General features: G+C 66.0%; 21 protein-coding genes. 7 read left to right on the plus strand and 14 right to left on the minus strand.

Annotation, left to right across the window (positions count from 1 at the left end; genetic code table 11):
- Window positions 1-15 precede the first annotated feature (15 nt).
- On the minus strand, window positions 16-1,131 hold the full coding sequence (locus tag ShzoTeo12_RS25530) for a Gfo/Idh/MocA family oxidoreductase (RefSeq protein WP_318913016.1): 1,116 nt from the start codon (window positions 1,129-1,131) through the stop codon (window positions 16-18).
- A 153-nt stretch (window positions 1,132-1,284) separates the two neighbouring features.
- On the opposite strand from ShzoTeo12_RS25530, the gene iolE reads away from it, so the two are divergent.
- Window positions 1,285-2,184 (plus strand): myo-inosose-2 dehydratase, encoded by a 900-nt coding sequence (gene iolE / locus ShzoTeo12_RS25535; protein ID WP_318913018.1) that lies wholly within the window; start codon window positions 1,285-1,287, stop codon window positions 2,182-2,184.
- Between the two features lie 179 nt (window positions 2,185-2,363).
- Here the strand turns inward: iolE and ShzoTeo12_RS25540 are convergent, their stop codons facing one another.
- The 5 genes from ShzoTeo12_RS25540 to ShzoTeo12_RS25560 form a co-directional block, all read right to left on the minus strand.
- Window positions 2,364-3,140, minus strand: coding sequence for an ATP-binding cassette domain-containing protein (locus ShzoTeo12_RS25540; RefSeq protein ID WP_119255251.1), 777 nt, complete (start codon window positions 3,138-3,140; stop codon window positions 2,364-2,366).
- The gene (locus tag ShzoTeo12_RS25545; RefSeq protein ID WP_318913019.1) at window positions 3,140-4,261 is read right to left on the minus strand and encodes an ABC transporter permease; all 1,122 of its coding nucleotides are present in this window, start codon (window positions 4,259-4,261) and stop codon (window positions 3,140-3,142) included. Before ShzoTeo12_RS25545 ends, ShzoTeo12_RS25540 begins: the two co-directional genes overlap by 1 nt.
- 71 nt (window positions 4,262-4,332) lie before the next feature.
- Window positions 4,333-5,277: a sugar ABC transporter substrate-binding protein gene (locus ShzoTeo12_RS25550; protein ID WP_119255253.1), complete on the minus strand. Its 945-nt coding sequence runs from the start codon at window positions 5,275-5,277 to the stop codon at window positions 4,333-4,335.
- Between the two features lie 85 nt (window positions 5,278-5,362).
- Window positions 5,363-6,472 carry a phytanoyl-CoA dioxygenase family protein gene (locus tag ShzoTeo12_RS25555; RefSeq protein WP_318913020.1) on the minus strand — a complete coding sequence of 370 codons (1,110 nt, stop codon included), beginning with the start codon at window positions 6,470-6,472 and terminating at the stop codon, window positions 5,363-5,365.
- Window positions 6,473-6,673: 201 nt separating this feature from the next.
- A complete protein-coding gene (locus tag ShzoTeo12_RS25560) occupies window positions 6,674-7,567 on the minus strand; it encodes a LysR family transcriptional regulator (RefSeq protein WP_318913021.1) in 894 nt (297 codons plus the stop codon).
- 89 nt (window positions 7,568-7,656) lie between these two features.
- On the opposite strand from ShzoTeo12_RS25560, the gene ShzoTeo12_RS25565 reads away from it, so the two are divergent.
- Window positions 7,657-8,643 carry a bile acid:sodium symporter family protein gene (locus ShzoTeo12_RS25565; RefSeq protein ID WP_318913022.1) on the plus strand — a complete coding sequence of 329 codons (987 nt, stop codon included), beginning with the start codon at window positions 7,657-7,659 and terminating at the stop codon, window positions 8,641-8,643.
- An 8-nt stretch (window positions 8,644-8,651) separates the two neighbouring features.
- Window positions 8,652-9,545 carry an aminoglycoside phosphotransferase family protein gene (locus ShzoTeo12_RS25570; protein WP_318913023.1) on the plus strand — a complete coding sequence of 298 codons (894 nt, stop codon included), beginning with the start codon at window positions 8,652-8,654 and terminating at the stop codon, window positions 9,543-9,545.
- A 12-nt stretch (window positions 9,546-9,557) separates the two neighbouring features.
- On the opposite strand, the gene ShzoTeo12_RS25575 is transcribed toward ShzoTeo12_RS25570, so the two are convergent.
- Window positions 9,558-10,505 carry a DMT family transporter gene (locus tag ShzoTeo12_RS25575; protein ID WP_318913024.1) on the minus strand — a complete coding sequence of 316 codons (948 nt, stop codon included), beginning with the start codon at window positions 10,503-10,505 and terminating at the stop codon, window positions 9,558-9,560.
- A gap of 64 nt (window positions 10,506-10,569) precedes the next feature.
- Between ShzoTeo12_RS25575 and ShzoTeo12_RS25580 the strand changes: the two genes are divergently transcribed.
- Complete coding sequence (locus tag ShzoTeo12_RS25580) at window positions 10,570-11,391, plus strand: helix-turn-helix transcriptional regulator (RefSeq protein ID WP_318913025.1); 822 nt, start codon at window positions 10,570-10,572, stop codon at window positions 11,389-11,391.
- Between the two features lie 234 nt (window positions 11,392-11,625).
- A complete protein-coding gene (locus ShzoTeo12_RS25585) occupies window positions 11,626-12,666 on the plus strand; it encodes a glutamine synthetase beta-grasp domain-containing protein (protein WP_119255259.1) in 1,041 nt (346 codons plus the stop codon).
- Window positions 12,667-12,727: 61 nt separating this feature from the next.
- Here ShzoTeo12_RS25585 and ShzoTeo12_RS25590 read toward each other — a convergent pair whose 3' ends face one another.
- Complete coding sequence (locus ShzoTeo12_RS25590; RefSeq protein WP_318913026.1) at window positions 12,728-14,011, minus strand: cystathionine gamma-synthase family protein; 1,284 nt, start codon at window positions 14,009-14,011, stop codon at window positions 12,728-12,730.
- A 121-nt stretch (window positions 14,012-14,132) separates the two neighbouring features.
- Between ShzoTeo12_RS25590 and ShzoTeo12_RS25595 the strand changes: the two genes are divergently transcribed.
- Window positions 14,133-14,591, plus strand: coding sequence for an Lrp/AsnC family transcriptional regulator (locus ShzoTeo12_RS25595; protein ID WP_318913027.1), 459 nt, complete (start codon window positions 14,133-14,135; stop codon window positions 14,589-14,591).
- A gap of 210 nt (window positions 14,592-14,801) precedes the next feature.
- Here ShzoTeo12_RS25595 and ShzoTeo12_RS25600 read toward each other — a convergent pair whose 3' ends face one another.
- From ShzoTeo12_RS25600 to ShzoTeo12_RS25610, 3 genes are read right to left on the minus strand one after another with little or no spacing between them, the layout of a single operon-like run.
- Window positions 14,802-15,731 carry an electron transfer flavoprotein subunit alpha/FixB family protein gene (locus ShzoTeo12_RS25600; protein ID WP_318913028.1) on the minus strand — a complete coding sequence of 310 codons (930 nt, stop codon included), beginning with the start codon at window positions 15,729-15,731 and terminating at the stop codon, window positions 14,802-14,804.
- Window positions 15,732-15,754: 23 nt separating this feature from the next.
- On the minus strand, window positions 15,755-16,504 hold the full coding sequence (locus ShzoTeo12_RS25605; RefSeq protein ID WP_318910125.1) for an electron transfer flavoprotein subunit beta/FixA family protein: 750 nt from the start codon (window positions 16,502-16,504) through the stop codon (window positions 15,755-15,757).
- Between the two features lie 22 nt (window positions 16,505-16,526).
- Complete coding sequence (locus ShzoTeo12_RS25610; protein ID WP_318913029.1) at window positions 16,527-18,968, minus strand: FAD-dependent oxidoreductase; 2,442 nt, start codon at window positions 18,966-18,968, stop codon at window positions 16,527-16,529.
- A 94-nt stretch (window positions 18,969-19,062) separates the two neighbouring features.
- Here ShzoTeo12_RS25610 and ShzoTeo12_RS25615 point away from each other — a divergent pair, with 94 nt between their 5' ends.
- Window positions 19,063-19,986 carry a LysR substrate-binding domain-containing protein gene (locus ShzoTeo12_RS25615; RefSeq protein WP_318913030.1) on the plus strand — a complete coding sequence of 308 codons (924 nt, stop codon included), beginning with the start codon at window positions 19,063-19,065 and terminating at the stop codon, window positions 19,984-19,986.
- A 3-nt stretch (window positions 19,987-19,989) separates the two neighbouring features.
- Here the strand turns inward: ShzoTeo12_RS25615 and ShzoTeo12_RS25620 are convergent, their stop codons facing one another.
- From ShzoTeo12_RS25620 to ShzoTeo12_RS25630, 3 genes are all read right to left on the minus strand, one after another.
- On the minus strand, window positions 19,990-21,129 hold the full coding sequence (locus ShzoTeo12_RS25620; RefSeq protein WP_318913031.1) for an aldo/keto reductase: 1,140 nt from the start codon (window positions 21,127-21,129) through the stop codon (window positions 19,990-19,992).
- 26 nt (window positions 21,130-21,155) lie between these two features.
- Window positions 21,156-21,890 (minus strand): aspartate/glutamate racemase family protein, encoded by a 735-nt coding sequence (locus ShzoTeo12_RS25625; RefSeq protein ID WP_318913032.1) that lies wholly within the window; start codon window positions 21,888-21,890, stop codon window positions 21,156-21,158.
- 64 nt (window positions 21,891-21,954) lie between these two features.
- The gene (locus ShzoTeo12_RS25630; RefSeq protein WP_318913033.1) at window positions 21,955-22,794 is read right to left on the minus strand and encodes a transporter substrate-binding domain-containing protein; all 840 of its coding nucleotides are present in this window, start codon (window positions 22,792-22,794) and stop codon (window positions 21,955-21,957) included.
- Window positions 22,795-22,816 lie beyond the last annotated feature (22 nt).

Consider the following 22,816-nt stretch of genomic DNA (forward strand, 5'->3'; position numbering starts at 1 on the left):
CTCTTCCTCCCTCGCTCAGTCCACCGCCAGCCAGCTTCCGGCGCGGGCGGACTTCTGGATCGTTTCCACCAATGTCTGGATGCGCAGGCCCGCGCGGAAATTGAACGGTTCAGGCCTGAGGCCGGCGATCGCTTCCAGATAACCGGCAACCTCGATGGCCTTCAGGTCGTTGAAGCCGAGCTGGTGGCCGGGCGCCACGCAGAAGCGGCCATAGGGCACATGGTCCGGCCCCGCCTCGATGCGGCGGAAGCCCTGCCGGCCCTTCGCATCCGCCGTCGAGTAGAAATGCAACTCGTTGAAGCGCTCCTGCGAGAAGGCGAGCGCGCCCTTCGTGCCGTAGACCTCGAAATCGTGCTGCATCTTGCGACCGGTGGCGATCCAGTTGCCCTCGACGGAGCCGCTGGCGCCATTCGCAAAGCGCAGGAAGGCGCGGCCGACATCGTCGGTCTCGACCGGGCGCGTGCCGCCCCTGCCGTCCGGCCGCTGCGGGATCATCGTCACGCAATCGCCCATGACGCGGGTGATCGGGCCGAGCAGATATTCGGCGGTCGCCAGCGCATGGCTGCCGATATCGGCGAGCGCCCCGCCGCCCGCCGGATCGTGCCGGAAGGTGAAGGGCGCGCCGGCATCGGCCATGTAGTCCTCGGCATGGAGGCCGCGATAGCCGCGGATCTCGCCGAGCTCGCCGCCCGCGATCATCTCCCTCGCGAGGGCGAGCATGGGATTGCACAGATAGTTGAAGCCGACCTGCGTCTTGATGCCTGCCTTCTCGGCCGCCTCCGCCATCTCGCGCGCGTCAGTGGAAAGCGGGGCGAGCGGCTTTTCGCAATAGACGTGCTTGCCCGCGGCGATGGCGGCAAGCGCCATCTCCTTGTGCAGCGCGTTCGGCGCGGTGATGTCGATGAGGTCGATCTCGGGATCGGCGACGAGGCTGCGCCAGTCGTCGGTGGCGCGCTGGAAGCCGAGCGCGGCGCGGGCGGCCTCGGCCTGCGCCATCGTCACGTCGGCGATCGCGGTCAGTTCCACCTCGTAAGGCAGGTCGAACACCCGCGCGGCGGCGGCAAAGCCGAACACATGCGTCTTGCCCATGAAACCCGACCCGATGAGGCCAAGGCGGAGCGTCTTCTTCATTCTGCTGATCCTCGGATATGCGGCCTCCTCGGGCCGGATGAATGCAATTATCTTTGCGGAATGATTGAAATGTCAATATTTGTTTTGTATGACCGTCCCGCCGGGCCGGGAGGCGGCCGGCATTCCCGTTTTCCGCGAGCCCGGAGCCCGAACATGAAAGCCAGACTTGGCATTGCCCCCATTGCATGGTGGAACGACGACCTGCCGGAAATCAGCAGCGACATCTCGCTGGAAGGCTGCCTTGCCGAAGCCGCAGAGGCCGGCTTCACCGGCATGGAGACCGGCCGGCGCTTTCCGCTGGACGCGGCCGTGCTGCGCCCCATCCTCGAAAAACATGGCATCCAGGTCTGCGGCGGCTGGTTCTCCGGCCTCCTGCTCGACGGCGACATCGAGGCGGAAAAGGACCGGATCGCCGCGCAGATGGCGCTGTTCAAGGCGGTCGGCGCACCCTGCATCGTCTATGGCGAGACGGCCGGCACCATCCAGGGCGACCGCAACGCACCGCTCTCCGCCAAGCGCCGGCTCTCCGAGGACGAGATCCGCGCCTATGGCCGCAAGATGACCGCCTTCGGCGAGTGGTGCGCCGATCAGGGCATGCCGATCTCCTACCACCACCACATGGCTGCGCCCATCGAGACCGAGGAAGAGCTCGATCTCCTGATGAAGCATTCCGGCGAGGGTCTGCCGCTGCTCTTCGACGCCGGCCACATGGCCTTTGCCGGCGGCGACGTGCTGCGCGTCATCGACAAACACCACAAGCGCATCAGCCATGTCCACACCAAGGACGTCCGCCTGCCCGTCATCGCGGCCCTCGACCGCACGAAGGAAAGCTTCCTCGACGCGGTGATCAAGGGCGCCTTCACGGTTCCCGGCGACGGCAGCCTCGACTTCGAGGCCATCGTCAAGCGCCTCGCCTCCCACGGCTACGAGGGCTGGTTCGTCGTCGAGGCGGAGCAGGACCCCGCCCACAACCCGCCGCTCGACATGGCGAAGATCGGCCATAAGGAACTCCTGCGCGTCATGGCGGCCGCCGGTTACGAGGTGGTCCGCTAAGCTCCCTCCGCCGTCACGGCCGGCCCTTGGTTTGACCTGAGGGCCGGCCATCCACGCCGGGAGGTGTCGCGTGGATCCCGGCTCAGGTCCGGGATGACGTGGGAGAACGGGGTGGGGCCGCAGCCCCCGAACATTCGACAAGGCGTGCCGGGCAAACGTCCGCCACGCCTTTCCTCGTTTCAGATCGTGCCGCCGAGCGAGCTTTCCAGCAAGGCGAGCTCCTGCCCGCCCGCCATCATGTCCTGCAGGGCGGCTGCATCCACCGTGCCGCGCTCGGCCGTGCCCAGCGTCTGGCCCCGGTTGAGCACGGTGAAGCGGTCGCCGACGGCGAGCGCGTGGCGGACGTTGTGCGTGATGAAGACGACGCCGATGCCCTGCTTGCGCACGCGGTCGATGGTGCTGAGGACATTGGCCGTCTGGCGCACGCCGAGCGCCGAGGTCGGCTCGTCGAGGATCAGCACCTTGGCGCCGAAATAGACCGCCCGCGCGATGGCGACGGTCTGCCGTTCGCCGCCCGAGAGCGTGCCGACGGCCTGGTCCGGCCCGCGCAGGTTGATGCCCATCTTGCGCATCTCCGTCACGGTGATCTCGTCTGCCTTCGACGTATCGAAGGTCTTGAACGGCCAGATGCCCCGCTCCGGCTCGCGCCCCATCCAGAAATTGCGGCTGACGCTCATCAGCGGGATCATGGCAAGGTCCTGGTAGACCGTGGCGATGCCCGCAGCCATGGCGTCGCGCGGGCTGTGGAAGGGTGTCGGCGTGCCCTCCACCAGCACTTCGCCGTCGCTCGGCTTGTAGACGCCGGACATGATCTTGATGAAGGTCGACTTGCCGGCCCCGTTGTCGCCGAGCAGGCAATGGCACTCTCCCGGCCGGATGTCGAAGGAGACGCCGGCCAGTGCGATGACATGGCCGAAGTGCTTCTGGATGTTCCTCATCTCCACGATGGCGGTCATCAGCGTTCTCCCGTGATGATGCGGCGGATATAGGTGTTCATGATCACCGCCGTGAGCAGGATGACGCCGAGGAAGACGCGGAACAGCGAGCTTTCGGCATTGGCGAAGAACAGGCCCTGCTGCACCACGCCGAAGATGATGGCCCCGAGCGCCGCGCCGATGACAGAGCCGTAGCCGCCCGTCAGGAGCGCCCCGCCGATGACCACGCAGATGATCGCCTCGAACTCCTTGAGGAGGCCGCGGTCGGCCGCCGCCGAGCCGAACTCCATCACCTGGCAGGTGGCGAAGACGCAGGCGCAGAAGGCCGAGAACATGAACATCAGGATCTTCACCCGGTTGACCGGCACGCCGACATAGCGCGCGGCGAGCGGGTCGCCGCCCGAGGCGAAGATCCAGTTACCGAACTTGGTGCGGGTGAGCAGCCAGTGGCCGAAGACGACGAGCACGATGGCCCAGACGACGAGCATCGGGACGCCGTCGATGACGGGCTGGCCGGCGCGGTTGCCGCGGGTGAAGGTGGCGATCCAGCCCGCCTCGCCCATCCAGGAAAAGAGGCCGGTCAGGATCTTGCCGCCGAAGAGCGGCGCCAGCCAGTCGCCGGCCGCTTTTTCGCCGACGCCGCCGATGATCGTCTGGCGGGTGAAGTAGACCGAGCCCCAGATCGTCAGGCCGCGCAGGATATAGAGGAAGGCGAGCGTGACGATGAAGGACGGCAGCCCCGTGCGGATGACCAGCCAGCCGTTCACCGCGCCGATGAAGACGCAGAAGACGAAGGTGGCAATGATGGAAAGCCACAGCGGCACGCCGAGATGGACGGAGAGGATCGCCATCATCACACCGGAAAAGCCGATCATCGAGCCGGTGGAAAGGTCGAACTCGCCCGCGATCATCAGAAGGCAGGCGCCGACCGCGATGACCATGAACTGTGCCGAGACCACGGTCCAGTTCATCACCCCCTCGGCGGCGAACATGCCGCTGTCGCCGGCGACGATGGCGAACAGCAGGAAGACCAGGATGGTGCCGCAGATGCCGCCGAGCTCGGGCCGGATCAGCGCGCGCCGAAGCGGCGAGACGGGCTTGATGCGCTCGTCCTTCGACGCGCCGTTAATGACGTCCGTCATGAATGCATTCTCCTCCCTCGAAAATCGTTCGGGGCGCGCCGTCGACCGGCGCGCCCCGACGGACCGTCAGGTCAGCGGTACTGGCCCGCCAGCGACTCGACGAGCGCGATGTTGTCCTTGGTCACGAAGCCCGGACCCGTGAAGATCGAGTTGGCCGGGGCGACGCCGTAGCGGACGTAGTTCGTCAGCACCTGGATCGGGATCGAGCCCTGGAGGAAGGGCTGCTGGTCGATGGCGAAGTTGATCGTGCCGTCCTTGATCGCCGCCGAGATCTCGGAGGAGAGGTCGAAGGTGCCGAAATAGATGTCGCCGTCGAGGCCCATCTCCTTGACCGCGCGGATCGAGGGCTCGGCCGAGTTCGGGCCGAGCGTCAGGATCGCGCCGGTGTCCTTGTTGGCCGTCAAGTAGGCTTTCACCTTGTTCTGCACTTCCGACGGGTCGATGCCGGAATCGATCATCTGGTTGCCGAGTTCGACGCCGATGCCGTCGGCAAAGCCGCGGCAGCGCTCCACGGAGGCCGGGTTGGTGATGTAGTGGTTCACGCACACGAAGCTCTTGACGCCCGCTTCCTTGGCACGCTTGCCGGCACCGAGCCCCGCCTCGTATTCCGGCTGGCCGACATGCAGCAGCGCGCCGAGCTTCTGGCTTTCCTCGACCGTGCCGGAATTGACGGTGACGACCGGGATGCCCTTGGCGACGGCGTCCTTGATCGGCCCTTCGAGCACGTTGTAGTCGGCGATGGTGACGATGATGCCGTCGACGCCGGCCGCCGAGCTCTGCTGGACGATGCGCGCCATGTCGGCAAGGTCGCCCGTCGGCGGGTTGCGGTATTCGGTCTCGACATGCATCTGCTCGTTCGTGACCTTGATGGCGTTCTTGATGACGTTGAACCAGCTGTCGCTGTCCGGTCCATGGCTGATCCAGACAAACTTCTCGCCATCGGCATGGGCCGCGCCGGCAAGCGCGGTCGTGGCCAGAAGCGCGCCGAGCGCCAGCGATTGCAGAATCTTCTTCATATGTGACTTCCTCCCGAAGTTGGCTTCCTGTTCGCTCCCCGCCCGAAGCCTTTGCGGGTAACCCTCTGTTTCTTATTAAGTCCGCTCAGGCCGCGCGCTTGGCGCCCTGTGCATCGAGAGCGGCATCGAGCCGCGCCTGGTCCCAGCCCTCCGCGACGGCGCGGGCGAGCAGATCCTGCTGGCTTTCCGGCGCAAGGCCGCCCAGCGGCGGGTCGGTGTCGAGATTGGTCGGGAACGGATAACCGTCCGCCGTCGCCGCGATCACCGCCCGCCGCCCCGCCGGAGAAAGGGCCGCCAGGTGCGGATAGACTGCGCGCGCCATCGCCGTGCGGTCAAGGCTTTCCATGTGGCGCGCGAAAGCAGAAGCCGTCTGGATGAGGTTGACCATGCGCACGACGTCGCTCGTGCGGTTCTCGCCGGCGGCGTGGAAGAGCGCCGGGCTGAAGAAGATGGCATCGCCCTTTTCCAGCGGAAGCTGGACGCAGTGCTCCTCGAAATAGTCACGGAATTCCGGGCGCGTGGCGGCGATATAGCCCGGCAGGTAGCGCTGCGAATGCGGCAGCAGCTTCGTCGTGCCGCTCTCCACCGGCATGTCGCAATGGGCGACGCCCCCCTGCAGGATCAGCGTCGGGCCGGTCGCGTGGATATGGGCGGGATATTCCGCCATCTGCTCGGGCTTCATGAAGCCGAGATGATAGTCGCGGTGCGGGGCCTGCGCCTTGCCGCCGGGGCGCACCTGATTGACCTGGGTGGCGATCTGGTAGCCCGGGCCGAGCCAGGCGCGGCAGGCGATGTCGATCACCGGATTGGCCATGTAGCGGGCATAGACGGCGGGATCGCGCAGGCACAGCTTCTGCAGGCTGTTCCAGATGCGGTCGTTGGCACCGGCCTTGGCGAAATGGTCGCCCGCCGCCGTGCCGGCCGCCCGCTCGTCGGCGATGATTGCGCGGAACACCTCGCTCGCCGCGTCGATGGCGCCGGGATCGGTGAAAGCGCGCTTGACGACGAAGACGCCCGGCCCCTCGCCGATGACCGAGGCCCATTCCGCGGCGATGCCGTCGTTGACGGCAGCGCCGTCATAGATGGGGATGTTCTTCTCGATGGCGATCGCCGTCGGGCACATCGCCATCGTCGTCTCGGTTTCCACCTGGCGCCGGAATTGCGCAAGGTCGACAACCGTTGCAATATCATTCATCGAAATCCTCCTGTCCGATGTCCGAAGATCGTCCGATGGCAGCATCCATCGGTCCCGCACCGCCCCTCCAAGGCCGCGCGGGCCGCATGCACAGATCAAAAATTGCAGCCATCAACTGTCTGCAATATTAATTGTGAAATTTTGCCGGTGTCAACACATAAGGCATGACCGGCGCAGGTTTCCGCGCCAGCGACGGCGGCGTCAGAAAATCCCGTCCTTCCGCCCTGCTTCCGCCGATGCGAGGCCGGCGAACCCCTTGCCGAAACGCTCGCGCACCTTGCGGGAAAAGGCCGAGACGGTGGCATGGTCGGCCGAGCGCGCGGTGACCAGCACGAATTCCACATCCTCCAGCGCCGGCAGAAGCGGCGGCGCGATCTCGCGAAGGCCCGCGGGCGCGAGGCTGCGCGGCTGGACGAGCACGCCCATGCCGGCGCGCGCCGCCGCCGTCAGCCCGCTGAGGCTCTGGCACGAACAGACGATCCGCCAGGGCATCCCGCTGCGCTCCAGCGCCTCCATCAGCAGGAGGCGCGTGAGGCTCGGCGGCGGGAAGACGATCAGCGGAAGCGCCGGCTTGGCAAGCATCGCCTCGGGGTCGCCGGCAAGCCATACCAGCGGCTCGCGCAGGATCGCATCGCCCCGCCGTTCTCCGATCCGCCGCTTGGCCATGACGAGGTCGAGCTCGCCGCGATCCTGCATCTCGGCGAGCGTCTTGGAGAGCGCGACGGAAAGCTGGAGGTCCACCGACGGATAGTCCGCGATGAAATCCTCCAGAAGCCCCGGCAACTGACCGCTCACGAGATCTTCCGAGATGCCGAGCCGGAAGGGGCCGCGCGGCGCGAACGTGTCGAACTGCGCGGATGCCTGGCGCTCCAGCGCCAGAAGCTGGCGGGCATGGGGAAGCAGGGCTTCGCCGTCGGCGGTGAGACGGACGGCGTGGGTGTCGCGGTCGATCAGTCGCCGGCCGAGCCCGCGCTCCAGCCGTTGCAGGTGCTGGCTGACGGTCGACTGGCCGAGGCCGAGCCGCTCGGCGGAGAGCGTGAAACTGCGCGTCTGCGCCACCATGACGAAGCTGCGGAGCTGCACGAGATCAAGCATATCACGAACCTCGATAAGTGTTATCGATTGCATCGCAAATCAGGATAGCTAAACTGGAAGGCCTGTCGAGACCAACATTGCCGAAAGACATGAAGCGCCTTCTTCCCGATACGTTCACCTGGCTCCTGATCGGGGCCGTCGCCCTCGCTTCGCTGCTGCCGATCTCCGGCGTGCCGGCGCAATGGTTCTCCGTCGCCACCAATGTGGCGATCGCGCTCCTGTTCTTCCTGCACGGCGCGCGCCTGTCGACGGATGTGGTGATCGCCGGCTTCCTGCACTGGCGCCTCCAGCTCTTCATCCTCGTCATGACCTTCGCGGTCTTCCCGCTGCTCGGCCTCGGGCTCGGGCTGTTCTCGCCCTGGCTGATCGACGAGCCGATCTATCTCGGCATCCTCTTCCTGTGCGTGCTGCCCTCGACGGTGCAGTCCTCCATCGCCTTCACCTCGATTGCCGGCGGCAACGTGCCGGCCGCGATCTGCGCCGCCTCGACCTCCAACATCCTCGGCATCTTCCTGACGCCGGCCCTCGTCGCCCTGCTCTTCTCGGCCGGCGGGCATGTCGGCGTCTCCTTCGACATGGTCTGGAAGATCATGCTGCAGCTCTTCCTGCCCTTCGTCGCCGGCCAGCTTCTGCAGCCCTTCATCGGCAACTGGGTGCGCTCGAAGAAGTCGCTGCTCACCCCCTTTGACCGCGGCTCGATCCTGATGGTCGTCTATCTCGCCTTCTCCGAGGCGGTGACGGAGGGCATCTGGCACCGGCTGGCGGCGCAGGACCTCGCGCTCCTCATCCTCGTCGACTGCCTGCTGCTCGCCGCCGTGCTCGTCATCACCAGCATCGGCGGGAAGCTGCTCGGCTTCCGCCGCGAGGACCGCATCACCGCCGTCTTCTGCGGCTCCAAGAAGAGCCTTGCCAGCGGCGTGCCGATGGCGAGTGTCATCTTCGCCGGCCAGTCCATCGGCGCCATCGTCCTGCCGCTGATGCTGTTCCACCAGATCCAGCTCATGGTCTGCGCCTGGCTCGCCCGCCTCTATGCCGACCGGCGCAAGGCCGCCGAGGCCGGCGCGGCCGCGGCCTGACCGAAACGATGCATGACGACCAGCTCCAGATAGACGCCACCGTCGCAGGCGCGATGATCCGGGCGCAGTTCCCGCACTACCGCGACGCGCCGGTGATCCCGCTCGCCGCCACCGGCACGGTGAATGCCATCTTCCGGGTCGGGGCGCATGCGGCTGCGCGGTTCCCGCTGCGCGCCGCCGAGCCGGCGGCCTGCGAGGCGATGCTGCGCCGCGAGGCGGAAGCCATGGCCGCCTTCGCCGCGCATTCGCCATTCCCCGCGCCGCGCCCGCTCGGCATCGGCGCGCCGGGGTCGCACTACCCGTTGCCCTGGTCGCTGCAGAGCTGGCTGGAGGGCGAGGTTGCGACGCCCGACGGACTTGCCGCCTCCGCCGCCTTCGCCGGAGACATCGCCACCCTGATCGCACGCCTTCGCCGCGTGGACACGCAAGGCCGGCGCTTTGCCGGTCCGGGACGCGGCGGCCATCTGCCCGACCACGATGGCTGGATGGAAACGTGCTTCGAGAAAAGCGAGGGGCTTCTCGACGTGCCGCGCCTTCGCGCCCTGTGGCACCGGCTGCGCCTCCTGCCCGCCGCAGGCCCTGACTGCATGACGCATGGCGACCTCATTCCCGCCAACCTTCTGGTGCGCGGCGAGGCTCTTGCCGGCGTGCTCGACACCGGCGGCTTCGGGCCGGCCGATCCCGCGCTCGACCTCGTCGCGGCCTGGCATCTCTTCGACCGGGAATGTCGCGGACTGATCCGAGCCCGCCTCGGCTCCGGCGACGTCGAATGGAAGCGCGGGGCGGCCTGGGCCTTCCAGCAGGCCATGGGGCTGGTGTGGTATTACCGCCTCAGCCATCCGGCGATGGCCGCGCTCGGCCGGAGCACGCTTGCGCGCCTGCTCGACGACGCCGACCTCTGAGACCTTCCGCGATCAGGACGATCCGGCTTGCGCGCTGCGGCCGGCACGGCGCTGGCCGATCCACGGATAGGCGCTGACGATCATGATGCCGACGAGCACGCCCGCCGTGCCGATGGAAAATTCCGGCGTCAGCGGCTCGCCGAGCAAAAGGATGCCGAGGACGACGCCGAAGACCGGCGTCATGAAGGAGAAGACGCCGAGCTGCGAGGCGCGGTATTTCGTCAGCAGCCAGAACCAGGTCAGGAAGCTGAGGAAGGATACCGCAAGCGCCTGGAAGGCGATGTTGAGCAGCAGCGGCCGCGTAGGAACGAAGGCCGCCTCGCCGCCGGCCACGGCCGCGCCCGTCAGGATGACGAAGGCGGTCGCCAGCTGGTAGAACAGCACATGGGTTGCCGGGATTGCGCTCAGGCGCGTCGTGCGGATGAGGACCGTCGTCAGGCCCCAGGCCGCGCCGCCCAGAAGTGCCAGACCGTCGCCCCACAGCATGGCGCCGAGGCCGCCAGCCGCTTCCCCGCCGCCCTGCGGCGCGAGGAAGGCGAAGGCGATGCCCGCCGCCGCAACCGCGATGCCAACCCATTGCACCGCCGCAAGCCGCTCGGACGGCAGCTTCCAGTGCAGGCCGAGGGCCGCGAAGATCGGGGCCGTATAGAGGAAGACGACGACATGGGAGGCGGAGGTATGCTTCAGGGCCTCGCCGACCATGAAGAACTCCATGGCGAACAGCAGCCCTGCGAGCGCCCCGAGCCCTGCCGTCCCGCCGAAGAACTCCATCCTCTGCCCCTTGAGCTTCACGATGGCGAGGACGCAAAGGGCCGCGATGCCGGAGCGAAGGCCGATCTGCAGCACGGGCGCGGCGAAGACGGCGGTCGATTTCAGGCCGATCGGCTGCAGGGCCCAGATGAGGCAGATGCCGACCATGAGGCCGACGGCCGTGATGTCGATGGATTTGCGGCTGTCCAAGATCGTCGCTCCGATTGTCCGCGCCGCAATAGCATCTGGCAGGAATGAATGATATAACGATCTCATGACAGTCGGTATCGGAACCCTGACAGGCGGCAAGCCGGACGGCATCGCGCATTTCCGCGACGTGCCCTTCCGCGATGCGCTTCCCCACCCGCTTTACTTCCGCTCGGCGCAGATGCCGGACAACGCGACCTATCCCCGGCACAGCCATCCCTGGGGCGAGTTCGTCTATTCCTATAGCGGCATGATGGAGGTGAGCCTCAACGACGCGCATTACCTCGCCCCGCCGCAATATGCCGTGTGGCTGCCGCCCGATGTCGAGCATCGCGGCCTCAACCGGCACGCTGCCGTGCATTGCTCGCTCTATGTCGCACCGGCCCTCTGCGCCGCCCTGCCGCGGGAAACCACGGCACTGGAGGTCAGCCCCCTGCTGCGCGCGATGCTGGAACACCTGCGCGAGGAGCGCGATGCGGACCACGGCTCGCCCGCGCATCTGCGCTTCCTGGAAGTGGTCGTCGACCTGGTGGCTGCCGCGCCGAAGGTCGGCACCTATCTGCCCTGGTCCACCGACCCGGTCCTCGAGCGGGTGCTCGCCCATCTCCAGAAGGACCCGGCCGACAACCGCTCCCTCGCCGAACATGCACGGCTGGCCGGCACGGCCGAGCGGACGCTGATCCGCCGCTGCCTGCGCGACCTCGGCATGCCGTTTGCCGAATGGAAGCAGCGGCTGCGCGTCGTCAAGGCCATGCCGATGCTGGAGGCGGGCGAGACGGTAGAGCGCATCTCAACGGCTCTGGGCTACAGCAACGCCTCCTCCTTCATCGCCATGTTCAAGCGCATGACCGGGATGACACCGGACGATTACCGGGCCTCTGCCCGCTGAACGGCCGCCTGCCTCAAAGCCCGTCACGGTCCGCCTGTTTTTTGTGCAATCCGCTTCTTCCATGCGCGTCCTCGCGCCATCGCGGCTTCGCGCGGGCGGAAAGAAGCGCTTTTTCCGGGCCCTCCATCACCAAATTTCGAACTGGCACGCTTCCTGCTTTCTCATTGGCATCGGCTGCCGGGCCGATCCCAAGGCCCGGCGTCCCGGCAAACCAGCGTGACGTGAGAGAACGAAATGACCAAGTACAAGCTCGAATATATCTGGCTCGATGGCTACAAGCCCACGCCGAACCTGCGCGGCAAGACCCTCGTCAAGGCGTTCGACGCCTTCCCGACGCTGGAAGAGCTTCCGCTCTGGGGCTTCGACGGTTCCTCGACGATGCAGGCCGAAGGCAACAGCTCCGATTGCGTGCTCAAGCCCGTCGCTGTCTATCCCGATCCGGAGCGCAAGAATGGCGTGCTCGTTCTCTGCGAAGTCATGATGCCGGATGGCAAGACGCCGCATCCGTCCAACACCCGCGCGCCGATCCTCGACGACGAAAGCGCCTGGTTCGGTTTCGAGCAGGAATATTTCTTCTTCAAGAACGGCCGCCCGCTCGGCTTCCCGGATGCCGGCTTTCCCGCGCCGCAGGGCCCCTACTATACCGGCGTCGGCTACAGCAATGTCGGCGACATCGCCCGCAAGATCGTCGAGGAGCATCTCGACATCTGCCTTGCCGCCGGCATCAACCATGAAGGCATCAATGCCGAAGTCGCCAAGGGCCAGTGGGAATTCCAGGTCTTCGGCAAGGGCTCCCGCAAGGCCGCCGACGAGATCTGGCTTGCCCGCTACCTGCTCCAGCGCCTGACCGAGAAATACGGCATCGACGTCGAATACCACTGCAAGCCGCTCGGAGATACCGACTGGAACGGCTCGGGCATGCACGCCAACTTCTCCACCAGCTACATGCGCGAGATCGGCGGCAAGGCCTATTTCGAGGACCTGATGGCCGCCTTCGCCGAAGCGCGCGCCGACCACATCGCCGTCTACGGCCCGGACAACCATATGCGCCTGACCGGCAAGCACGAGACGGCCTCGATCCACCAGTTCAGCTACGGCATTGCCGACCGCGGCGCCTCTATCCGCGTGCCGCACAGCTTCGTCAACAACGGCTATCGCGGCTATCTCGAAGACCGCCGCCCGAACTCGCAGGGCGACCCCTACCAGATCGCCTCGCAGATCCTGAAGACCATCTCCACCGTCCCGACGGACGTGGAAAGCCGCGAAGCGGCCTGATCCTTCCGGCTTGCGCTTCCCGTGGCCGCCCCGTCTCCGGACGTGGCGGCCTTTTTTTTAATCAGGCCTGATCCAGAGCCAGGGTCAGATCGGCGATCAGGTCGTCGGGATGCTCGATGCCGATGGACAGGCGAATGGTCGATTCGAGCACGCCGATGCGCTCGCGCACGTCGGCGGGAATGCCCGAATGGGTCATCGTCGCGGGATGGGAGGCCAGCGATTCCGTTCCGCCGAGGCTGACGGCGAGCTTGAAGATCTTCAGCGCGTTGAGGAAGCGGAACGAGGCCGGCTGGCCGCCCTTGATGTCGAAGGAGAAGGTCGAGCCAGCGCCGCTGCACTGGGCGGCGAAGACGCGGGCCGTCGCCGAGCCCGGATCGTTGAAGGGCAGGTAATGGATGCCCTCGACCTTCGGATGGCCGCGCAGGAACTCCGCGACGGCCGCCGCATTGCCGTTCGCCCGCTCCATGCGGATCTGCAGCGTTTCCAGCGAGCGGCCGAGCATCCAGCAGGAATGCGGGTCGAGCTGCGTGCCGATGGCCCCGCGCAGTGCCTTGACCGGCTTCATGACCGCCTTGCCCCCGAGCGCCGCGCCGGCGATGAGGTCCGAATGGCCGCCGACATATTTCGTCAGCGAATAGAGCGAGATATCCGCGCCATGCTCGATGGGCCGCTGGTAGACCGGGCCGAGCAGCGTGTTGTCGCAGGCGACGACGGGCCGGTGGCCCTGCCGCTCGCCGACCGTCTCCGCAATGCGCCGGATCATCGGGATGTCGACGAGGCTGTTGGTGGGATTGGCCGGCGTCTCGACGAGGATGACGGAAACGCGGCCCTTCTGCATGGCCGCCTCGGCGGCAGCCGTCACCGACGCCTCGCTGACGCCGTCGGCAAAACCCACCGCCGTAACGCCGAGATCGCGGAAGGTCCGGCCGAGCAGCGTCTCGCTGCCGCCGTAGAGTGGCTGCGAATGCAGCACCGCATCGCCCGGCCGCACGAAGGCGAGCAGCGTCGTTGCGATGGCCGACATGCCCGAGGAGAACAGCGCGCAGCTTTCCGTGCGCTCGTAGACGGCAAGGCGGTCCTCGACGATCTCGCTGTTGGGATGGTTGAAGCGGGAATAGACGAGGCCGGCGCCCCTGCCCTCCGGCGGCTCCTTGCGACCGGAAACGTAGTCGAAGAAATCGCGGCCGTCCTCGGCCGTGCGGAAGACAAAGGTGGAAGTCAGGAAGACCGGCGGCTTGACCGCGCCCTCGGAGAGCTCGGGATCGTAGCCGTAGTTCAGCATCTGCGTCTCGGGATGCAGGGCGTGGTTGCCGATATGGGTTCGGGGCGGATGCGGCGCGGTCATGGAGCTCTCCCTTGGCGGTGAAGGTCTTGATGGCAAATTATATCAAATCCCGTGGCGCATTCTTGCTATTTCCAGCGCTTTGCTGTTTCTGAAAGCAATATCCTGCGGAGATTTCGGGAATATGTCGCAGAAAATTGCCGACGGCATCGACCGCCGCATCCTCAGGGAACTGGCGGCCGACGCCCGCATCGCCAACAACGAGCTGGCCGAGCGGGTCGGCCTTTCCGCCTCGGCCTGCCTGCGCCGGCTGCGGCGGCTGGAGGAGACCGGCATCATCCGCGGCTATGCCGCCATCGTCGATCCCGCAGTCGAGGGCTGGACGATGACCGCCATCGCCTCGATCCGCCTCAGCCGCCAGCACGAGGACGAGATCCGCATGTTCGAGGAGGCCGTGAAGGGCTGGGACGAGGTGATCGAGTGCCAGCTCGTCACAGGCGCGCGGGACTACGTGCTGACCGTCATGAGCGCCGGCCTCGACCATTACGAGCGCTTCATCAAGGACAAGATCGCCAAGCTGAAATGCGTCGACACCATCGAGACCAGTTTCGTGATGAACACGATCAAAGCGCGGCGGTTCTAGGCAAGGCCGACGGCAGGGTATTCGATTGGAAGGAGAACGAGGCGTCTCGTGGCACAGTCCGAAAGCCTCTCCTTCGTCATGCCCGGGCCTGGCACGGGCATCCATAAACCTTTGAAGAGAATGGACCCCCGGCTCAAGGCCGAGGATGACGACGGTGGCGGAGCGAGGCTTGTCAACAAACTGAGGGCGCGTTGGAGCGCCCCTTGTCGTTTACATCGCCTTCTCAAGCTCCGGGAGGATTTCGAAGAGATCGCCGACGAGGCCGTAGTCTGCGACCTGGAAGATCGGCGCCTCCTCGTCCTTGTTGATCGCGACGATGACCTTGCTGTCCTTCATGCCGGCAAGGTGCTGGATGGCGCCCGAGATGCCGCAGGCGATGTAGAGCTGCGGCGCGACCACCTTGCCCGTCTGCCCCACCTGCCAGTCGTTCGGGGCATAGCCCGCATCGACGGCCGCGCGGGACGCGCCGACGGCGGCGCCGAGCTTGTCGGCGACGGGAAGGATGACTTCCTGGAACTTCTCCGACGAGCCCAGCGCGCGGCCGCCCGAGATGATGATCTTGGCAGACGTCAGCTCCGGACGGTCGGACGACGACAGGGCGTCCTTGACATGGGTGGACAGGCCCGGGTTCGCTGCAGCGGAGATGGTCTCGATGGATGCGCTTCCGCCTTCGCCGGCCGCGGCGAAGGACGCCGTGCGCACGGTGATCACTTTCTTCGCATCGGTGGACTGAACCGTCTGGATGGCATTGCCCGCATAGATCGGACGCTTGAACGTGTCGGCCGACACGACCTCGACGATCTCCGAGACCTGCGCGACATCGAGCAGGGCGGCAACGCGCGGCAGCACGTTCTTGCCGACCGAGGTGGCAGCCGAGACAATGGCATCGTAATTGCCGGCGAGCGACACGATGAGCGCTGCCAGCGGTTCTGCGAGATTGTTGCCGAGGCTGGCGTCGTCGGCGAGCAGGACCTTGGAGACGCCCGAGAGCTTTGCGGCTGCATCGGCCGCAGCCTTAGCGCCCGAGCCGGCGACGAGCACATGCACGTCGGAGCCGATCTTGCTCGCTGCCGTCAGCGCCTTGGCGGTCTGGTCGGAAAGGGTGGCGTTGTCGTGGTCTGCCAGAAGAAGAATGGCCATGGTTTAGTTCTCCCTTTCCTGCTTTAGAGCACGCCGGCTTCGGTCTTGAGCTTTTCGACCAGCTCGGCAACCGACTTGACCTTGACGCCCGCCTTGCGGCCCGACGGCTCCTCGGTCTTCAGCACCTTCAGGCGCGGGCTCGTATCGACGCCGAAGTCGGCCGGGGCCTTCTTGTCGAGCGGCTTCTTCTTCGCCTTCATGATATTCGGCAGTGAGGCATAACGCGGCTCGTTGAGGCGAAGGTCGGTGGTGACCACTGCCGGAAGCTTGACCTCGATGGTCTGCAGACCGCCGTCGACTTCGCGCGTGACCTGGGCCGAGCCGGAACCGATCTCGACCTTGGAGGCGAAGGTGGCCTGCGCCCAGCCGAGCAGGGCCGAGAGCATCTGGCCGGTCTGGTTCGAGTCGTCGTCGATCGCCTGCTTGCCGACGATGACGAGGCCGGGCTGTTCTGCCTCGGCAACACCCTTGAGGATCTTGGCGACGGCAAGCGGTTCGACGGCGTCGTCCGTCTCGACCAGCACGGCGCGGTCGGCGCCCATGGCGAGCGCGGTGCGCAGCGTCTCTTCGGCCTTGGCAGGGCCGATCGACACCACCACCACTTCCTCGGCCTTGCCCGCCTCCTTCAGACGCAGCGCCTCCTCGACCGAAATCTCGTCGAACGGGTTCATCGACATCTTCACATTGGCAAGCTCGACACCCGAGCCATCAGACTTCACACGGATCTTTACGTTGTAGTCAACAACACGCTTGACTGGGACCAGGATCTTCATGGTGCAATTCCTCCTCGGTTCGTTACATGCGGCCGCGCAGGGCTTCCGGATCGTAGGGCGATTCCGCGATCACGCGGGCCTTGCGCCGCTCGCCGAGGATCGGCACTTCCAGCTCCGTTCCGGGCGTTCCGAGTTCGACCGGCAGCAGCGCGAAGGCGATGTCGTGGCCGACCGTATAGGCATAGCTGCCTGATGTGATGCGCCCGACGAGCTTGCCTTCGTGATAGATACCCTCGTGGATCAGGGAGCTTGCATCCTCCGTGTCGATGGCGATCGTCACCGAGCGCTGCTTCACGCCTTCCTGCTGCTGGTGCACCAGCGCCGCCTTGCCGATGAAATCGCCCTTGTCGAGCCGGATGAAGCGGTCGAGGCTGCTTTCCCAGGCCGTCAGTTCCGGGTTCATGTCGCGATACATGGCGCGGTAGGATTTTTCGAGGCGCAGGGATTCCAGCGCGTGATAACCGATGAGACGCAGGCCGTGCGGCTCGCCCGCAGCAAGAATCGCCTGCAGAAGCTGCCGCTGGTAGGGCAGCGGATGGTAGAGTTCCCAGCCGAGCTCGCCTTCATAGTTGACGCGCAGCATGCGCACGTCGGTGGCAAGGCCGACCGTGCCGGACTTGACGCCGAACCACGGGAAGGCCTCGTTGGAAAGGTCCATCTCGGTAAGGCCCTGCAGCACCTCTCGGGCCTTGGGGCCGACGACGGTGAAGCAGCCGCGCTCGTTGGTGACGTTGCGAAGCTGCACGCTGCCGTCCTTCGGCAGCAGCTTCGACAGGTCGTCGAAATTCCAGCGCTCCGCACGCGGCGTCGAGATCAGGTAGAAGCTGCCGTCTTCGAGGCGGGCCACCACATATTCGGCCTGCACGCCGCCGTTCTTCGTCAGGTGATGGCTGAGATTGACGCGGCCCGCCTTCGGCAGGCGGTTGGCGAGGATGCCGTCGAGCCAGGCTTCGGCACCGGGGCCGGAAACCTCGTACTTGGTCATCGGCGTCATCTCGACGAGGCCGACGGCATTGCGCACCGCCTTCACCTCCTCGGCGACGTAATGGCCCTTCTGCGTCCAGCGCCAGCTATACTGGTCCTTCGCCTCAACGCCTTCCGGCGCGAACCAGTTCGGCACCTCCCAGCCGTTGAGGACGCCCCAGACGGCGCCGCGCTGCGACAGGATATCGTAGGACGGGGCGGTCTTCTGCGGGCGGGCGGCGGGCATGTCCTGGCCGGGGAAATGCAGCTCGGCATGGGTGCCCCAGCTTTCGCGTACCTTCTGGCGCGTCCATTCCTTGTTGGCGTAGTCGCCGAAGCGGCGCGGGTCGAGCTCGGACGTATCGAGGCTGTTGGCGCCCTCGACGATGCGCTCGGAGAGGTAGTAGCCGATGGCGCCGCCCCACAGGATGCCGCCGGGCACGCCCTCGGCGATCCACACATTCTCCAGCCCCCAGGCGGGGCCGACCAGCGGCAGCTCGTCGGCGGTCATCTGGAAGGGACCACGGACATTGGCCTTGATGCCGACGCGGCCGAGCGCCGGAACCATCTCCATCGCGGCTTCCCAGTTCCAGGCCACCGCGTCGAAGTCCTCTTCCACGAGATCGGCGCCGAACCATTCCGGCACGCCGTTCTCGGCGAAGAGCTTGAGGTGCTCGGTCTTCTCGTAGGGGCCGAACATCAGCCCGTCGCCCTCCTCGCGAAGATAGCCTTCGAAGCCCTCGTCGCGCAGGATCGGCATTTCCGGCAGGCCCTGGCGCTTGCGCTCGATGATCTCGGGAACGGCGTCGGTGATCCAGTACTGGTGCAGGATCGGGATGGCCGGGATTTCGAGACCGAGCATCGCGCCCGTCTGGCGGGCATAGTTGCCGGTTGCCGAGATGATGTGCTCGCAGATGATCTCGCCATTGTTGGTGATGATCTTCCATTCGCCGCCGGCAAGGCGCTCGAAGCCCTTCACCTCGGTGTTGAGGTAGATCTTCGCGCCGCGGTCGCGCGCGCCTTTCGCCATGGCCTGGGTGACGTCGGCCGGAGCGATGTGGCCGTCATCGGGATGGTAGAGCGCGGCCAGCATATCCTTGTTGTTTTCGAGCAGCGGCCAGAGCTCGCGCGCCTCCTTCGGCGTCACGAGCTCGGCGCGGATGCCCTGCACGGCGGCAACGCTCATGTAGCTCTTGTATTCGTCGAGGCGATCCCGCGTGTTGGCGATGCGCAGCTGCCCGCATTTGTGCCAGCCGACATGCTGGCCGGTCTCGGCCTCGAGACCCTCGTAGATCTCGATGGTCTTGGCGATCATTCGGCCGATATTGATGCTGCGCGCATAGGAGGGGATAAGGCCGGCAGCGTGCCAGGTGGAGCCGGCGGTGAGCTGCGTGCGCTCCAGAAGCGCGACATCCGTCCAGCCGCGCTTGGTGAGACCGTAGAGAATGGCGGCGCCGACGCAACCGCCGCCGATGACGACGGCGCGAGCATGAGTTTGCATGGAGAGGTTCCCTCGAATTGGTTTTCACCAACCTACAAACGCCCCTTCGCACTGTAATCTTGCTAAAAATTGCCAGGGGGCATAACCTCAGATTATGCACAGACTCCGCTCCCTCGTCCCGTCCGCCAACTACCTCTTCTGCTTCGAGGCCGCCGCCCGCAGGCGCAGCTTCACCGCGGCCGCGCAGGAGCTGAATGTCAGCCAGCCGGCCGTCAGCAAGACGATCCGCCTGCTGGAGGAGGCGACCGGGCTGAAGCTCTTCCGCCGCGACCACACGCGGCTGGAACTGACGGCGGAAGGCCAGCGGCTCTACAAGGAAACGCAGGAGGCCTTCGACCATCTGCACATGGTCATTTCGTCGCTGCAGCAGAAGCATTCCAACGATGTGGTGCGCGTATCCTTCTCCGCCTCCTTCGTGCAGCTATGGCTGCTGCCCCGGCTGAAGGACTTCAAGGCCAAGCACCCGGACATATCGCTGCGCATCGAGGAAAGCAGCCGCGACGACCAGGACCTAGTGGAAGAGGATATCGACCTTTCCGCCCGCCTCGGCAACGGCAAGTGGCCGGGCATCCATTCCTGGCGCTTCGTGACGGAAGAGGTTCTGCCGGTGTGCAGCCCGGATTACCTGAAGGAGCACGCGCCGATCCGCGAGCCCGCCGACCTCCTCCAGCATACGCTGTTGAATTTCGAGGAGCGGCATCGCACCCGCCTCGCCTGGCGCGAATGGCTGGAACGGCATGCGGTTCCCGTGGCGCGGCTGAAGCAGGATTTCGTTTTCACCGACGCGCTCGGTTCCATCGAGGCGGCGGTGCTCGGCCAGGGCATCGCGCTCGGCTGGAAGCATCTGGTGCGCGATCACATAGAGGCCGGGCGGCTGGTATTCCCGCTGCGGGAATCCTACCGCTCAGGACACGCGATCCACATCGTCATGCCCGCCCAGCGCCCGCCGAAACGGGGAACGGAACTCTTCCGCGACTGGCTGATCGAGCAGGATGCCGACGCGGACGTGCCGGTCTGAACTTCAGGCCTTGCGATCCTTCGGCTGGCCGAACACATAGTCCGTCACCTTCGGCAGAAACGTGTCGGAGCGATAGCTCCGTGGCTTCTCGCCGACCGCGCTGCCGGTGTTGAGGATGCCGGCCTGATAGTCGTCGGCAAAGAGGCTGTAGGGATAGGGTGCCTCGATGGCGCTGGCCGCATCGAGCGCGGCGCGCTGGCTGGCGGTCAGGTCGAAATCGAGCGCGGCGAGATTGTCGTCAAGCTGCTCGAGCCTGCTTGCGCCGACGATGGCGGCGGCGACACCCGGACGGTTCACCACCCAGTTGAGCGCCACCTGCGCCATGCTGCGCCCCGCTTCGGCGGCCACCGCCTCCAGAGCCGCGACGATGCGCACATTGCGCTCGGTGAAGAGGCCGAGGCCGCTGCCGGAAGAATCGAGCGCGAGCCGCCCCTCCTTCGCGCCGGAGCGGTATTTCCCCGAAAGCAGGCCCATGGCGAGCGGACTCCAGGCAGTGATGCCGAGGCCGAGCGTTTCGGCCAGCGGCACGAATTCATGTTCGATGCTGCGTTCCACCAGCGAATAGGGAAGCTGCAGGCTTATGGGCTGGGAGAGCGCATGGGCCTCGGCCCAGGTCTGGGCCCGCGCCGCATACCAGCCGGGCACGTCGGAGAGACCCGCGTGGCGTATCTTGCCCGCCCGCACGAGATCGTCGAGCGTGCGCATCACCTCCTCCACCGGGGTCATGCGGTCCCAGGTGTGCAGCAGATAGAGGTCGATATAGTCCGTCTTCAGCCGCTTCAGCGAGGCATCGACCGCGCGCATGATGTTCTTGCGCCCGTTGCCGCCGGCATTCGGGTTGCCGGGCGCCAAGTTGTTGGAAAACTTGGTGGCGATGACGACATGGTCGCGCAGGCCCGCCTCGGCGACGAAGCTGCCGACAAGGCTCTCGCTCATGCCGCCCGCATAGGAATCGGCCGTATCGATGAAATTGCCGCCGGCCTCGACATAGCGCCGGAAGATGGCGCGGGCGCTCGCCTCGTCGCTGCCCCAGGAGCCGCCGATGCCGCGGATACCGGCATTGCCGAAGGTCATGGTGCCGAGCGCGAGGCGGCTGACCCGCAATCCGGAGCGGCCGAGGAGATAATAATGGTCGAGCGACATTGTCGGTCCTATCGTCTTACGTGGAGCTACATGCTGCCCATATAGGGGCGGCGCACCGTGCTCTGCTGCACATAATTGATCATGGTGATGAAGTCGAAGACCGGCCGGCCGGTCGCCGCCTGAACCGCATGGGCATAGGGCGGCAGGTCGCTGCATTCGAGCAGGATCGACCGCACATCGGGATTCTCCTCGACGAGCCGCCGGGCGACATCAGTCACCTCGCGCTCGATGGCCGCCGAATCCAGCGTGCCGCGCTCTTCGAGGATCGCCTCACGGAACTCCGTCTGCTCCTCCATGCCGGCAATGGCGAGCGGCACGTGATCCCCGACATTGCAGGCGGAAAAGTGTCGGCGGGTCAGCCTGGAGGCATTGGCGGTGATGACGCCGACGCGCCCGCCGCAGAGCACATGCATGAAGGGGATCTGCATGAGGCTGGAGAGGAAGACGGGAATGTCGACGGCCGACGCCACCTCTTCCTGGAAATAGGCCATGAAGCCACAAGCCCCGGTGATCGCCTTGACGCCGCGGTTCTGCAATTCGACCGCCGCCTCCACGAAGACCTCCTTGAGGGCCGGGTCGCGCTGGTTCAGCAGCCGGTCGATCGAGGCGCCGCGCACCTCCTGGAACCGCACCGGATAATCATAGGTGGTCGCATTGCCGACATTTCCCGGCACGCAAGGATAGGCCGCGTCGAGGATGAGGATACCGATCTGCTCGCCGTACCACGACTGCGTCCGCCGCGTGACCGTGTAGACAGTCATCGTTGGTGTCTCCAGATAATCATGTCAGGGAGGACGGGGGAGCCGCGCTCCCCCGCTTTATGGCCTACTCAACGAGGCGCGGCGCGCCGGTCTCGGCGGCGGTGCCGTCAAGGCCGTAGGACTTGAGGATGGTCACGATCGTGCCGTCCGCATGCATGTCGGTGATCGCGGCGTCGAGGGCGACACCGAATTCCTTGGCGCTCAGCGCATAGGGGAAGGCCGCCTGCGCGGCTTCCTTGGTCGCCTTCACGCGGTCGTCCGGCGCGGCGACATTGACCTTGACGTCACCCAGCGCGCCCTTCTGCGCAGCGACGACGCCGGTCGAATAGCCGTCCACCGCCACATCGATGCGGCCGGAGGACAGGTCCTGCTGCATGTTGACCGAGTTCGGGTAGAGCTTCAGCGAGCCGCCCAGCATGGCCTTGAGGTCGGCGACCCAGAGATAGCCCTGCACCGTGCCGACCTGTTTGCCTTCGAGGTCGGAGACGTTCTTGAAGCCTTCCTTCGAATAGATGCCCATCTGGTCGGTATAGAGCGGGGCGGAAAGGCTCATGACCTTGGCGCGCTCGGCCGTGCGGTACCAGTCGCCGGTGGTGATGTCGGCCTGACCGGAGAGCACATACTGGATGGCCGCGGCCGGGTCGACCGCGATGGCCTTGACCTTCAGGCATTCGCGCTTGGCGAATTCGGCGGCGATATCGCCGTCGATGCCCTTCATGTTGCCGCTGTCGTCGACGAAGGAATGGGGAACGAAGGTGGTGACGGCGACCGTCAGCGTGCCGGCCTCGATGGTGGAGAACTGGTGCTTCGGCGTGCAATCCTCGGCAGAGGCGATCCCGGCCGAAAGGGCCAGGCCGGCGATGCCGGCAAGGAGGAACTGCGTGGTGGTCGTGATTTTCGGCATGCAGGTGTCCTTTCAGCTTGGT

This window comes from Shinella zoogloeoides (assembly GCF_033705735.1).
In the GTDB taxonomy this organism is placed as follows: Bacteria; Pseudomonadota; Alphaproteobacteria; order Rhizobiales; family Rhizobiaceae; genus Shinella; species Shinella zoogloeoides_A.